Here is a 12,354-nt window from a genome sequence, read left to right on the forward strand (position 1 = left end):
GATGTCGAATTCTTATGACTCCTCCAGTATCAAAGTCCTGAAAGGACTGGATGCGGTGCGTAAGCGCCCGGGTATGTATATCGGTGACACGGATGACGGCACCGGTCTGCACCACATGGTATTCGAGGTCGTGGATAACGCAATCGACGAAGCGCTCGCGGGTCACTGTAAAGACATCGTGGTCACCATCCATGCCGATAACTCCGTTTCCGTAACGGATGATGGTCGTGGTATTCCGACCGGTATTCACCCGGAAGAGGGTGTGTCAGCGGCGGAAGTGATCATGACCGTCCTGCACGCAGGCGGTAAATTCGATGATAACTCTTATAAAGTGTCTGGCGGTCTGCACGGTGTAGGTGTTTCGGTGGTAAACGCCCTGTCGCAGAAACTGGAACTGGTGATTCGCCGCGAAGGCAAAGTTCATCAACAGATTTATGTGCACGGTGTGCCGCAGGCGCCACTGGCCGTTACCGGCGATACCGAAGCTACCGGGACGCAAGTGCGTTTCTGGCCGAGCTATGAAACCTTTACTAACGTCATCGAATTCGAATACGAAATCCTGGCGAAACGTCTGCGTGAGCTGTCATTCCTGAACTCCGGCGTCTCTATTCGCCTGCGTGACAAGCGCGACGGCAAAGAAGATCATTTCCACTACGAAGGCGGTATCAAAGCGTTCGTTGAGTATCTGAACAAAAACAAAACGCCAATTCACCAGAATATCTTCTATTTCTCCACCGAAAAAGACGGTATCGGCGTGGAAGTGGCATTGCAGTGGAACGACGGTTTCCAGGAAAACATCTACTGTTTCACCAACAACATTCCACAGCGCGATGGCGGGACTCACTTAGCGGGCTTCCGCTCGGCGATGACCCGTACGCTGAACGCGTATATGGAAAAAGAAGGCTACAGCAAAAAAGCCAAAGTCAGCGCTACGGGTGATGATGCCCGTGAAGGCCTGATTGCCGTTGTTTCCGTGAAAGTGCCTGATCCGAAGTTCTCCTCGCAGACCAAAGACAAACTGGTCTCTTCCGAAGTGAAAACAGCGGTTGAGCAGCAGATGAACGAACTGCTGGCGGAATACCTGCTGGAAAACCCATCCGATGCGAAAATCGTCGTGGGCAAAATTATTGATGCGGCGCGTGCCCGTGAAGCGGCGCGTAAAGCCCGTGAAATGACCCGTCGTAAAGGCGCACTGGATTTAGCAGGCCTGCCAGGCAAACTGGCCGACTGTCAGGAACGCGACCCGGCGCTCTCCGAACTGTACCTCGTGGAAGGGGACTCTGCGGGCGGCTCTGCAAAACAAGGTCGTAACCGTAAGAACCAGGCGATCCTGCCGTTGAAAGGTAAAATCCTCAACGTTGAGAAAGCCCGCTTCGACAAAATGCTCTCTTCTCAGGAAGTGGCAACGCTCATTACTGCGCTGGGCTGCGGCATTGGCCGTGACGAATACAACCCGGACAAGCTGCGTTATCACAGCATCATCATCATGACCGATGCCGACGTCGATGGCTCGCACATCCGTACGCTGCTGTTGACCTTCTTCTATCGTCAGATGACTGAAATCGTAGAGCGTGGGCATGTGTATATTGCCCAGCCGCCGCTGTACAAAGTGAAGAAAGGTAAGCAAGAACAGTACATTAAAGATGACGAAGCGATGGATCAGTATCAAATCGCTATCGCGCTTGACGGTGCCACTCTGCATACCAACGCCAGCGCGCCAGCCTTGTCAGGCGAAGCGCTGGAAAAACTGGTTGCTGAATTCAACGCGACTCAGAAAATGATTGTTCGTATGGAGCGTCGTTTCCCACGTTCACTGCTGAAAGAACTGATTTATCAGCCAACGCTGGTGGAAGCCGATCTCAGCGACGAGCAGAAAGTCACGCGTTGGGTGAATCAACTGGTTAGCACGCTCAACGAAAACGAGCAGCACGGCAGCATGTGGCAGTATGACGTTCGTGAGAATTCCGAACAGCATCTGTTCGAGCCGATTATCCGCGTACGTACTCACGGTGTGGATACCGATTACCCGCTGGATCAAGAGTTCGTAACCGGGGGTGAATACCGTCGCATCTACACGCTCGGCGAGAAACTGCGCGGTCTGATCGAAGAAGATGCATTTATCGAACGTGGCGAACGTCGTCAGCCAATTGCTAACTTCGAGCAGGCACTGGAGTGGCTGGTGAAAGAGTCGCGTCGTGGTCTGTCTATCCAGCGTTATAAAGGCCTGGGTGAGATGAACCCGGATCAGCTGTGGGAAACCACGATGGATCCAGAAAGCCGTCGTATGCTGCGCGTCACCGTAAAAGATGCCATCGCCGCCGATCAGCTGTTCACCACCCTGATGGGTGATGCCGTTGAGCCGCGTCGTGCATTTATCGAAGAGAACGCCCTGAAAGCAGCGAATATCGATATCTAAGCCGTTTGTTCTCCGGTGGCGCGATGCTTACCGGAACGATGGAACCAAAAAGCCCGGTACAGCGTCAGCTTCACCGGGCTTTTTTTGCCTGCAAAAGAGGACATCCCGCTTCATTCTCCATCCCCCTTTTTCCCCAACGCTTTTGCTGTTTTTTGAGCTAAATCGCGTTAGCATGAGTAAGAACTCACTTATCTCGGGGATCCTATGGCTATCAAACTCATTGCAATCGACATGGACGGAACGTTGCTGCTGCCCGACCATACCATTTCTCCGGCGGTCAAACAGGCCATCGCTGCGGCGCGTGAACGCGGTGTAAAGGTGGTGCTGTGTACCGGTCGCCCTTATGCAGGCGTACATAACTACCTGAAAGAACTGCATATGGAGCAGGAAGGGGATTACTGCATCACCTACAACGGGGCGCTGGTACAGAATGCCAGCGACGGCAGTACGGTGGCGCAAACGGCGCTGAGTTATGATGATTACCGCTATCTTGAACAGCTTTCCCGCGAGGTCGGCTCCCATTTCCATGCGCTCGACCGCAACACGCTGTACACCGCCAACCGTGATGTCAGCTACTACACCGTGCACGAATCTTTTGTGGCAACGATTCCGCTGGTGTTCTGCGAAGCGGAGAACATGGCCCGGGACATTCAGTTGCTGAAAGTGATGATGATTGATGAGCCAGCGATTCTCGATAAAGCCATCGCCCGTATTCCGGCAGAAGTGAAAGAGAAGTATACCGTGCTGAAAAGTGCGCCGTACTTCCTCGAAATCCTCGATAAACGCGTCAATAAAGGCACTGGCGTAAAAGCGTTGGCCGATACGCTGGGCATCAAACCAGAAGAGATAATGACGCTGGGTGATCAGGAAAATGACATCGCGATGATTGAATACGCCGGTATGGGTGTCGCGATGGAAAATGCCATTCCAGCGGTGAAAGAAGTGGCGAACTTTGTTACCAAATCCAACCTGGAAGACGGCGTGGCTTACGCCATTGAGAAGTTTGTCCTGAACTGATCCTGTCCTTTTCCGAACAGAAGCCCGTTGCCTTGTGCGCGGGCTTTTTTGTTGCCTTCAGATTTTTCTCGCACTTTATTTCAATCTGGATTGTCGTTTTTGTGATCTAAATTGTAGTACAACACAATAACGCTGTACTACATTACAGCTCATGGAATGACGAATGGCATCACGTTTGTACTGCAAAATTGAGAGTAATTTCGGCGCGCACGTTAAAATGGTCAGGACTATCTGAGTGAAGGAAACCTTAATGAACCTGACCAAGACCGATCGCATCATCGTGGCGCTAGGCCGCCAGATTGTGAGCGGGAAATACGTTCCCGGTGCGGCGTTGCCCGCAGAAGCCGATCTCTGCGAAGAGTTTGAAACTTCGCGCAACATTATCCGCGAAGTGTTCCGTTCGCTGATGGCGAAACGGCTGATTGAGATGAAACGCTATCGCGGCGCGTTTGTGGCCCAACGCAACCAATGGAATTACCTCGACACCGATATTTTGCAGTGGGTGCTGGAAAACGATTATGACCCGCGCCTGATTGTGGCGATGAGCGAAGTGCGAAACCTGGTGGAACCCGCCATTGCACGCTGGGCGGCAGAACGCGCGACCTCCAGCGATTTGGCGCAAATCGAGGCGGCACTGAACGACATGGTTGCCAACAATCAGGATCGCGATGCGTTTAACGAAGCGGATATCCGCTATCACGAAGCGGTGCTGGAGTCGGTACACAATCCCGTATTACAGCAGCTTAGTGTGGCGATAAGTTCGCTCCAGCGGGCTGTTTTTGAACGAACCTGGATGGGGGATGAGGCCAACATGCCGAAGACTCTTCAGGAGCATAAAGCGTTGTTCGATGCCATCCGGCATCAGGACAGCAATGCGGCAGAGCAGGCGGCGCTCACCATGATCGCCAGCTCCACACGAAGGCTAAAGGAAAGCACATGACATCACGCTACATCGCAATCGACTGGGGATCGACCAACCTGCGCGCCTGGCTTTATCAGGGCGACGAATGCCTGGGTAATCGGCAGTCAGAAGCAGGCGTCACTCGCCTCAATGGGCGTTCTCCCGAAGCGGTGTTAGCTGAGATAACCGATGGCTGGCGCGATGCCACCACGCCGATAGTCATGGCGGGTATGGTCGGCAGTAATGTCGGCTGGAAGATTGCTCCTTACTTACCCGTTCCTGTTCATTTCGCTGCAATTGGCCAGCAGTTAACGCCCGTTGCCGACAATGTGTGGATCATTCCGGGTTTATCCGTCTCGCGTGAAGATAACCATAACGTGATGCGCGGGGAGGAAACCCAGTTGCTGGGTGCTCGCCATTTAGCCCCTGCCCCTTTGTACGTCATGCCCGGCACCCACTGTAAATGGGTGCTGGCCGACAACCAGCAAGTTTTTGATTTTCGGACCGTGATGACCGGTGAATTGCACCATCTTTTGCTGACACATTCGCTGGTGGGCGCAGGCCTGCCAGAGCAGGATGCGTCACCGCAGGCGTTCGCCGCCGGTCTGGACAAAGGGCTTTCTGAGCCTGTGCTGCTGCCGCAGTTATTCGAAGTTCGCGCTTCCCATGTGTTGGGCAATTTGCCGCGCGAACAGGTGAGTGAGTTTTTATCCGGCCTGTTGATCGGCGCGGAAGTGAGCAGCATGTGCGAGCGCTTCCCCGGTGAGCAGGCGATAACGATTGTCGCAGGAAAATCCCTCGCCGACCGCTACCAGCAGGCGCTCAGCGCCGTGGGTCGCCGTTCGACGTTCGTTTCCGGCGACGCGGCATTCCAGGCAGGTATAAGGAGCATCGCCCATGCAGTGGCAAACTAAACTTCCGCTGATCGCCATTTTACGTGGCATCAAACCAGAAGAAGCGCGCGATCACGTCGCCGCCATTCTCAATGCCGGTTTCGACGCGGTTGAAATCCCTTTGAATTCCCCGCGGTGGGAAATCAGTATTGCGGCGATGGTCGCAGAGTTTGGCGATAAAGCGCTGATTGGCGCGGGTACGGTGCTGAAGCCGGAACAGGTCGATACGCTTGCGGCGATGGGCAGCAAACTCGTGGTCACGCCGAATACCAACGCTGACGTGATTCGTCGCGCGGTGGCGCACGGCATGACGGTGTGTGCCGGTTGTGCGACGGCGACTGAAGCCTTCGCCGCGCTGGAAGCCGGCGCGCAAACGCTGAAAATCTTCCCGTCATCGGCGTTTGGTCCTGATTACATCAAAGCGCTGAAAGCGGTGCTTCCGGCAGATGTTCCGGTGTTTGCCGTCGGCGGCGTTACGCCAGAAAACCTTAATGTGTGGCTGAATGCAGGCTGTGCAGGAGCCGGGCTTGGCAGCGATTTGTATCGCGCCGGGCAGACGGTCGAACGTTCTGCACAACAGGCTGCGGCCTTTGTGAAAGCCTGGCAGGAGGCCACCCAATGAAAATTACCAAACTGACGACCTACCGCTTACCCCCGCGCTGGATGTTCCTGAAAATCGAAACGGATGAAGGTGTTTTCGGTTGGGGCGAACCGGTTATCGAAGGTAAAGCCCGCACGGTTGAAGCGGCGGTTCATGAGCTGGGCGAATATCTTATTGGTCAGGATCCGGCGCGCATTAACGACCTCTGGCAGGTGATGTATCGTGGTGGTTTTTATCGCGGCGGCCCGATCTTGATGAGCGCGATTGCCGGTATCGATCAGGCCCTGTGGGACATCAAAGGCAAAGTGCTGGGCGCGCCGGTATGGCAGCTGATGGGCGGCCTGGTACGCGACAAAATTAAAGCCTACAGCTGGGTGGGCGGTGACCGTCCGGCAGATGTTATCGACGGCATTAAAACACTGCGCAAAATCGGTTTCGACACCTTCAAACTGAATGGCTGTGAAGAGATGGGCATCATCGATGATTCCCGCAGTATTGATGCGGCGGTGAATACCGTGGCGCAAATCCGCGAAGCGTTCGGTAAAGAGATTGAGTTTGGCCTCGATTTCCATGGTCGCGTCAGCGCGCCGATGGCGAAAGTGCTGATAAAAGAACTCGAACCGTATCGCCCGCTGTTTATCGAAGAACCGGTGCTGGCCGAGCAGGCGGAATACTATCCGAAGCTGGCAGAACAAACGCATATTCCGATTGCCGCTGGCGAACGGATGTTCTCGCGCTTCGAATTCAAACGTGTGTTGCAGGCAGGCGGTCTGGCGATTCTCCAGCCCGATCTCTCGCACGCAGGCGGTATCACCGAGTGCTACAAAATTGCTGCGATGGCAGAAGCCTACGATGTGTCAGTCGCACCGCATTGCCCGCTTGGCCCCATTGCGCTGGCGGCCTGTCTGCACCTCGACTTTGTCTCCCGCAACGCCGTGTTGCAGGAACAGAGCATGGGCATTCACTACAACAAAGGCGCGGAATTGCTCGATTTCGTGGTCAACAAAGAAGACTTCAACATGGAAGGCGGTTTCTTCAAACCGTTAATGAAGCCGGGTCTGGGCGTGGAGATCGACGAAGCCAAAGTCATCGAAATGAGTAAACAGGCACCGGACTGGCGCAATCCGTTGTGGCGATATGCCGATGGTTCAGTAGCCGAGTGGTAAATGCTCGTCATATTTCGCGCTGCGGGGGTGTTGGCTGCAATTGCGCACCCCAGTCACTTACTGATGTAAGTTCCTGGGGATTTGCAATCTTGCCGCCTTCCCGCAACACGAACTATTTAGAGCATTAGAAAGCTAAAAAATAAATTTTTACACACCCTCTGTATTATTACAGGGCATGGTGGCAGGTATCGCCATGCCCAAAATCTGGAGACAGATGAATGGATATTTCTGTGACTACTGCAAAAACCGGGCGTCGACGCTATGTGACGCTCCTGATGATTTTTATTACCGTGGTGATTTGTTACGTTGACCGCGCCAATTTGGCAGTGGCTTCCGCGCATATTCAGGAAGAGTTCGGTATTTCCAAAACCGAAATGGGTTATATCTTCTCGGCGTTTGCCTGGATGTACACGATTTGCCAGATCCCTGGCGGCCGCGTGCTGGACCGTTTAGGTTCGCGCACCACTTATTGCATTGCGATTTTCGGTTGGTCAGTCGCAACCCTGTTCCAGGGTTTCGCCACCGGACTGCTGTCGCTGATTGGTTTGCGTGCGATCACCGGTATTTTCGAAGCACCTGCGTTCCCGACCAATAACCGCATGGTGACCAGCTGGTTCCCTGAACATGAACGCGCCTCGGCGGTGGGTTTCTATACGTCCGGACAGTTCGTGGGTCTGGCGTTTCTGACACCACTGCTTATCTGGATCCAGGAGGCGCTGAGCTGGCATTGGGTGTTCATTGTGACCGGCGGTATCGGTATTGTCTGGTCATTCATTTGGTTTAAGGTGTATCAGTCACCGCGTAAAACCAAAGGCATCACTCAGGCCGAACTGAGCTATATCGAACAGGGCGGCGGCCTGGTGGATGGCGATGCACAAATCGAAAACAAAGTGCGCACGCCGCTGACCAAAGCCGACTGGAAACTGGTGTTCCACCGTAAGCTGGTGGGCGTTTATCTGGGCCAGTTCGCGATTGCGTCTACGCTGTGGTTCTTCCTGACCTGGTTCCCTAACTATCTGACCCAGGAAAAAGGCATCACGGCACTGAAAGCCGGATTCATGACCACCGTGCCTTTCCTGGCGGCGTTCGTGGGTGTGCTGTTGTCGGGCTGGATTGCCGACAGGCTGGTACGTAAAGGCTACTCGATTGGCTTCTCGCGCAAACTGCCGATTATCTTTGGTCTGTTGATTTCCACCTGCATCATGGGCGCGAACTACACTAACGACCCGGTGTGGATCACGGTGTTGATGGCAGTGGCGTTCTTTGGTAACGGCTTTGCATCAATCACCTGGTCGCTGGTTTCTTCGCTGGCACCGATGCGCCTGATTGGCCTGACCGGTGGCGTGTTCAACTTTGCGGGCGGTTTGGGCGGCATCACGGTTCCGTTGGTGATTGGTTATCTGGCACAGGCGCATGGCTTTGCGCCAGCACTGACTTACATCTCTGTTATCACCCTGATTGGCGCACTCTCTTACATCCTGCTGGTCGGTGATGTGAAACGTGTAGGCTAAATTCCTGCCTTGCTATACCCTGATGCGACCAATGCGCATCAGGGTACTTCCATGAAACAAATCACTTTTGCCTCCCGCCATCACCAATTAACCAACACCCAAACCTGGACACCAGACAGCCAATGGCTGGTCTTTGACGTGCGCCCTTCCGGCGCGTCGTTTACCGGGGAAACCATCGAACGGGTCAATATTCACAGCGGTGAGACGGAAGTGATTTATCGGGCGAATGACGGCGCGCACGTCGGCGTGGTGACGGTCCATCCGCAGGAAGATCGCTATGTCTTCATTCATGGCCCGGAAAACCCAGATGCCTCATGGCAGTACGATTTCCACCATCGTCGCGGTGTCGTGACTTGGCAGGGCGAAACCCATAATCTTGATGCGATGGATATTACGCCGCCGTTCACGCCAGGCGCGCTGCGCGGCGGCAGTCATGTTCACGTTTATAGCCCGAACGGTAAGTTCGTCAGCTTCACCTATAACGACCATGTATTGCATGAATACGATCCCGCGCTGGATTTACGTAACGTCGGGGTTGCAGCACCGTTTGGGCCGGTTACGCCATCAGGGGATCATCCGCGTGAATATTCGGGCAGCCATTGGTGCGTGTTGATAAGTCAGACAACCGCCACGCCGCAGTCGGGCAGTGACGACATCAATCGTGCCTACGAAGAGGGCTGGGTCGGCAACACTCAGTTGGCTTTTATCGGCGATACGTTATCGCTGGGCGGCGAAAAAGTGCCGGAACTGTTTATCATCACGCTGCCCAAAGACGAAGCGGGCTGGAAGCAAGCGGGCGATGTACCCCTGTGCGGAACGGAAAACACAATGCCAGCGCCACCCGCAGGCGTGTTTCAACGCCGCCTGACATTCACCCACGACCGTGCTTATCCCGGCCTGGTAACCGCGCCGCGCCACTGGGTGCGCAGCAATCCGCAGGGCGACCAAATCGCGTTTCTGATGCGTGATGATACGGGTGTTGTTCAGCTATGGTTAATTGCGCCAGACGGCAGTGGGCTGCGTCAGTTAACGCATTGCGACGGCATTCAGTCGGCATTTAACTGGCATCCGTCAGGAGAATGGCTGGGCTTTGTGCTGGAAAACAGAATTGCCCTTTGCGATGCGAAAAACGGTGAGATTCGCTTTTTGACGGCCGATCATGAAAATCCGCCGTCAGGCGATGCGGTAGTATTTTCCCCGGACGGACATGCCGTCGCGTGGATGCAGGAAACGCTTGGCTTCCGTCAGCTTTGGGTCACTCACGTCGTGGGCTGAATTATGGCGCGGGCATCGCCGCAGGCGGAATAACTGCGTTCATGGCCTGTGTTTCCTGTTCGCTCTTTTGTACACGAGAGCGAACGGACGTATCTTTGCGGAAAAAATCCCACGGCAGCAACAGCGTATCCGCCACAGCGGTGAGCGGCATATCGAGCGCCACCAGGGATTTCGTTCCCCAACCGGTGGTGTCGTCGCCCAGCATTTCTGCGCTGGCGCGCGTGCCCGGGTATGTCCCCTCTTTACCGCCAGTATGAGACATCACGCTGGAGCAGCCTGCCAGAACCATCATCCCTGTGGTTAAAACGGGTATCAAAAATAGCTTTTTCATCATGCGTTATCATCGTTGTCGGCACACAGAGTACCTGTCTATCGGGTTATAACGGCCCGCTGAAAAAATAAATAGTCCGGAAACAGCGCTCTGTGGCGCTTGTCGCACTTTCCCTTCCGGTGCAGTACTCCAGTCTAAGCCCTACAGCCGAAAGTGCAAAAAAGTAAGACCGTTACCCTTGATAAACGTTCCACCGATCCCATTTTAAGAATGTAGCCAGTGAGCAAACATGCCTGAGGGGTGTTTGCGGCTACGATGACCTGTCCATTGTGGAAGGTCTGTGTAAATTCTCGCTGATTTCAGGAGCTTTAGATTATGCGTAACTTCGATCTTTCCCCGCTGTACCGTTCCGCCATCGGTTTCGACCGTCTGTTTAGCCTGCTCGAAAACAACCAGAGCCAAAGCAACGGCGGCTATCCTCCGTACAACGTTGAATTGGTGGACGAAAACCATTACCGCATCGCTATCGCGGTAGCCGGATTCGCCGAAAGCGAACTGGAGATCACCGCGCAGGACAACCTGCTGGTGGTGAAAGGTTCTCACCCTGATGAACAAAAAGAACGCACTTATCTGTATCAGGGCATTGCTGAACGTAATTTCGAACGCAAATTCCAGTTGGCAGAAAATATTCACGTAAAAGGTGCAAACCTGGTGAATGGCCTGCTGTATGTCGATTTAGAGCGTGTGGTTCCGGAAGCCAATAAACCGCGCCGGATCGAAATTAACTGATTCTGACGGGCGGCAAGTCGCCGCCCAAAATAACCCCGTGCTCGCCGTAAGGGAGCCACTGCGAGTTCAGTACTTGCAGGCATACACTCGCTTCTTAGAAGGAGAAACACCATGCGTAATTACGATTTAACCCCAATGTTCCGTCAGTGGATTGGCTTCGACAAACTGGCTAACGCCATGCTCAATACCAGCGAAACACAAGGCTTCCCGCCGTATAACATCGAAAAAAGCGACGATAACCACTATCGCATCACCCTGGCGTTGGCGGGATTCCGTCAGGAAGAACTGGATGTGCAGTTGGAAGGCACCCGGTTGACCATCAAAGGTGCACCAACGAAACCTGAAAAAGAGCCTTCGTTCCTGCATCAGGGCCTGGTGACGCAAGCGTTCACTCTGAGCTTCACTTTGGCAGAGCATATGGAAGTGTCCGGCGCGACCTTTACCAACGGCCTGCTGCACATTGATTTAACCCGCAATGTACCGGACGCCATCGCCCCGCAGCGTATCGCCATCAGCGAACGCCCGGCGTTAAACAGTTAATACTTTATTAACGCCAAAGCCCCGCTGAGTCGGGGCTTTTTTGTGCGTAATGATTTCGCTGTGAGTGGCGTTACTGTGCTTCGCTCTGCGTTAACGGATTTTCCGGGTGCAGGCGTCGTAAATGGTAATCCACCTGATAATCCCGCGCATTGCGGAACATAACCGAGTAATTAAGAAACTCCCCACTGTCGCTGTAAGACAAGGATGTAATGCACAGCATGGGCGTCCGCTCTTCCAGGTTCATCGACATCGCCAGTTGTTTGTCTGCCAGTATCGGGGCCAGACTTTCGTAATTGCCGCTGATGGTAATACCGCATTCTTTTTCGATGTAATCAAACTTTGACCCTTCCAGATGCGCCAACGACAGGGTTCGGAAAAGCTTCACTGGCATATAACTGTCCTCGAGCATCAGTGGCTTACCATCGACATAACGGATCCGGCGGGAGAAGTGGACTTGGGTATCAACCGGGATCCGCAACTGGCTGGCAATTGCCGGCGGTGCAGGGATAACTTCAAACGCCAGCACTTTGCTGATCACCGTTTTCCCCTGGGTCATCATCACTTCAACCATGCCCGTTAGATTCGTCGTTTGCTGATAAATATCTTTTTTCAGTACATAGGTGCCGCTGCCATGACGCCGTTCCACCAGCCCCCATTCAATCAACAATTCCACGGCTTTGCGGATGGTCATGCGCGCCACGCCAAATTCCAGCGCCAATATTTTTTCACCCGGCAGCGGATTCCCCACGCTGTAATCGGATGAATTGAGACGAAGACGGAGTTTATCGGCAATGGATTTGTAGATCATAACTAGACCTCTTATGCGCTTTCACCGGAACAATGCCTGCTCAGGATGTCTGATTTTTAAACAAAAAGTAGACATCATGGTTCTTTTTTAAACCATGAACACGGTCACGAATCGCAGCGGCAGATTCTGTTCACAGACCCACAACTTCATATTCTCATCGCAGGCC

The 12,354-nt window shown here is 53.8% G+C and carries 11 protein-coding genes, 1 pseudogene and 1 other annotated feature; of the genes and pseudogenes, 10 read left to right on the forward strand and 2 right to left on the reverse strand.

Going from position 1 to position 12,354, the window contains the following annotated elements:
* The first annotated feature begins 1 nt into the window (after position 1).
* The 8 genes and pseudogenes from gyrB (at position 2) to VH187_RS10685 (ending at position 9,780) form a co-directional block, all read left to right on the forward strand.
* Positions 2-2,416 (forward strand): DNA topoisomerase (ATP-hydrolyzing) subunit B, encoded by a 2,415-nt coding sequence (gyrB, locus tag VH187_RS10650; protein WP_329701424.1) that lies wholly within the window; start codon positions 2-4, stop codon positions 2,414-2,416.
* Between the two features lie 204 nt (positions 2,417-2,620).
* The gene (yidA, locus tag VH187_RS10655; protein ID WP_329701425.1) at positions 2,621-3,433 is read left to right on the forward strand and encodes a sugar-phosphatase; all 813 of its coding nucleotides are present in this window, start codon (positions 2,621-2,623) and stop codon (positions 3,431-3,433) included.
* Between the two features lie 250 nt (positions 3,434-3,683).
* Positions 3,684-4,373 (forward strand): D-galactonate utilization transcriptional regulator DgoR, encoded by a 690-nt coding sequence (gene dgoR, locus VH187_RS10660; RefSeq protein ID WP_329701426.1) that lies wholly within the window; start codon positions 3,684-3,686, stop codon positions 4,371-4,373.
* Positions 4,370-5,248 carry a 2-dehydro-3-deoxygalactonokinase gene (locus VH187_RS10665; RefSeq protein ID WP_329701427.1) on the forward strand — a complete coding sequence of 293 codons (879 nt, stop codon included), beginning with the start codon at positions 4,370-4,372 and terminating at the stop codon, positions 5,246-5,248. Before dgoR ends, VH187_RS10665 begins: the two co-directional genes overlap by 4 nt.
* Complete coding sequence (locus VH187_RS10670; RefSeq protein ID WP_329701428.1) at positions 5,232-5,849, forward strand: 2-dehydro-3-deoxy-6-phosphogalactonate aldolase; 618 nt, start codon at positions 5,232-5,234, stop codon at positions 5,847-5,849. Before VH187_RS10665 ends, VH187_RS10670 begins: the two co-directional genes overlap by 17 nt.
* Positions 5,846-6,994: a galactonate dehydratase gene (dgoD, locus tag VH187_RS10675; RefSeq protein ID WP_329701429.1), complete on the forward strand. Its 1,149-nt coding sequence runs from the start codon at positions 5,846-5,848 to the stop codon at positions 6,992-6,994. Before VH187_RS10670 ends, dgoD begins: the two co-directional genes overlap by 4 nt.
* A gap of 175 nt (positions 6,995-7,169) precedes the next feature.
* Positions 7,170-8,505: pseudogene (locus VH187_RS10680) on the forward strand (MFS transporter).
* 51 nt (positions 8,506-8,556) lie between these two features.
* Complete coding sequence (locus tag VH187_RS10685; RefSeq protein ID WP_329701430.1) at positions 8,557-9,780, forward strand: YidR family protein; 1,224 nt, start codon at positions 8,557-8,559, stop codon at positions 9,778-9,780.
* A 1-nt stretch (position 9,781) separates the two neighbouring features.
* Here the strand turns inward: VH187_RS10685 and VH187_RS10690 are convergent, their stop codons facing one another.
* Positions 9,782-10,114, reverse strand: coding sequence for a YceK/YidQ family lipoprotein (locus VH187_RS10690; RefSeq protein WP_329701431.1), 333 nt, complete (start codon positions 10,112-10,114; stop codon positions 9,782-9,784).
* 242 nt (positions 10,115-10,356) lie between these two features.
* Positions 10,357-10,433, forward strand: a sequence feature (ROSE (Repression Of Heat Shock gene Expression) occurs in the 5'-region of heat shock genes and acts as an RNA thermometer to modulate expression.).
* Here VH187_RS10690 and ibpA point away from each other — a divergent pair.
* Both ibpA and ibpB read left to right on the forward strand, forming a co-directional pair.
* On the forward strand, positions 10,427-10,840 hold the full coding sequence (ibpA, locus tag VH187_RS10695) for a small heat shock chaperone IbpA (protein WP_329701432.1): 414 nt from the start codon (positions 10,427-10,429) through the stop codon (positions 10,838-10,840). Its footprint overlaps the feature before it by 7 nt.
* A gap of 111 nt (positions 10,841-10,951) precedes the next feature.
* On the forward strand, positions 10,952-11,380 hold the full coding sequence (gene ibpB, locus VH187_RS10700; protein WP_329701433.1) for a small heat shock chaperone IbpB: 429 nt from the start codon (positions 10,952-10,954) through the stop codon (positions 11,378-11,380).
* A gap of 70 nt (positions 11,381-11,450) precedes the next feature.
* Here the strand turns inward: ibpB and VH187_RS10705 are convergent, their stop codons facing one another.
* Positions 11,451-12,188 carry a GntR family transcriptional regulator gene (locus VH187_RS10705; RefSeq protein ID WP_329701434.1) on the reverse strand — a complete coding sequence of 246 codons (738 nt, stop codon included), beginning with the start codon at positions 12,186-12,188 and terminating at the stop codon, positions 11,451-11,453.
* Positions 12,189-12,354: the final 166 nt, after the last annotated feature.

The organism is Scandinavium sp. (assembly GCF_036271055.1).
Taxonomy (GTDB): Bacteria; Pseudomonadota; Gammaproteobacteria; order Enterobacterales; family Enterobacteriaceae; genus Scandinavium.

Bases quoted from the DNA above. Each gene is read 5' to 3' on its own strand.
- VH187_RS10665 (WP_329701427.1), top strand. From the start codon at position 4,370: ATGACATCACGCTACATCGCAATCGACTGGGGATCGACCAACCTGCGC.
- dgoR (WP_329701426.1), top strand. From the start codon at position 3,684: ATGAACCTGACCAAGACCGATCGCATCATCGTGGCGCTAGGCCGCCAG.
- dgoD (WP_329701429.1), top strand. From the start codon at position 5,846: ATGAAAATTACCAAACTGACGACCTACCGCTTACCCCCGCGCTGGATG.
- yidA (WP_329701425.1), top strand. From the start codon at position 2,621: ATGGCTATCAAACTCATTGCAATCGACATGGACGGAACGTTGCTGCTG.
- ibpB (WP_329701433.1), top strand. From the start codon at position 10,952: ATGCGTAATTACGATTTAACCCCAATGTTCCGTCAGTGGATTGGCTTC.
- VH187_RS10705 (WP_329701434.1), bottom strand. From the start codon at position 12,188: ATGATCTACAAATCCATTGCCGATAAACTCCGTCTTCGTCTCAATTCA.
- VH187_RS10670 (WP_329701428.1), top strand. From the start codon at position 5,232: ATGCAGTGGCAAACTAAACTTCCGCTGATCGCCATTTTACGTGGCATC.
- VH187_RS10685 (WP_329701430.1), top strand. From the start codon at position 8,557: ATGAAACAAATCACTTTTGCCTCCCGCCATCACCAATTAACCAACACC.
- gyrB (WP_329701424.1), top strand. From the start codon at position 2: ATGTCGAATTCTTATGACTCCTCCAGTATCAAAGTCCTGAAAGGACTG.
- VH187_RS10690 (WP_329701431.1), bottom strand. From the start codon at position 10,114: ATGATGAAAAAGCTATTTTTGATACCCGTTTTAACCACAGGGATGATG.
- ibpA (WP_329701432.1), top strand. From the start codon at position 10,427: ATGCGTAACTTCGATCTTTCCCCGCTGTACCGTTCCGCCATCGGTTTC.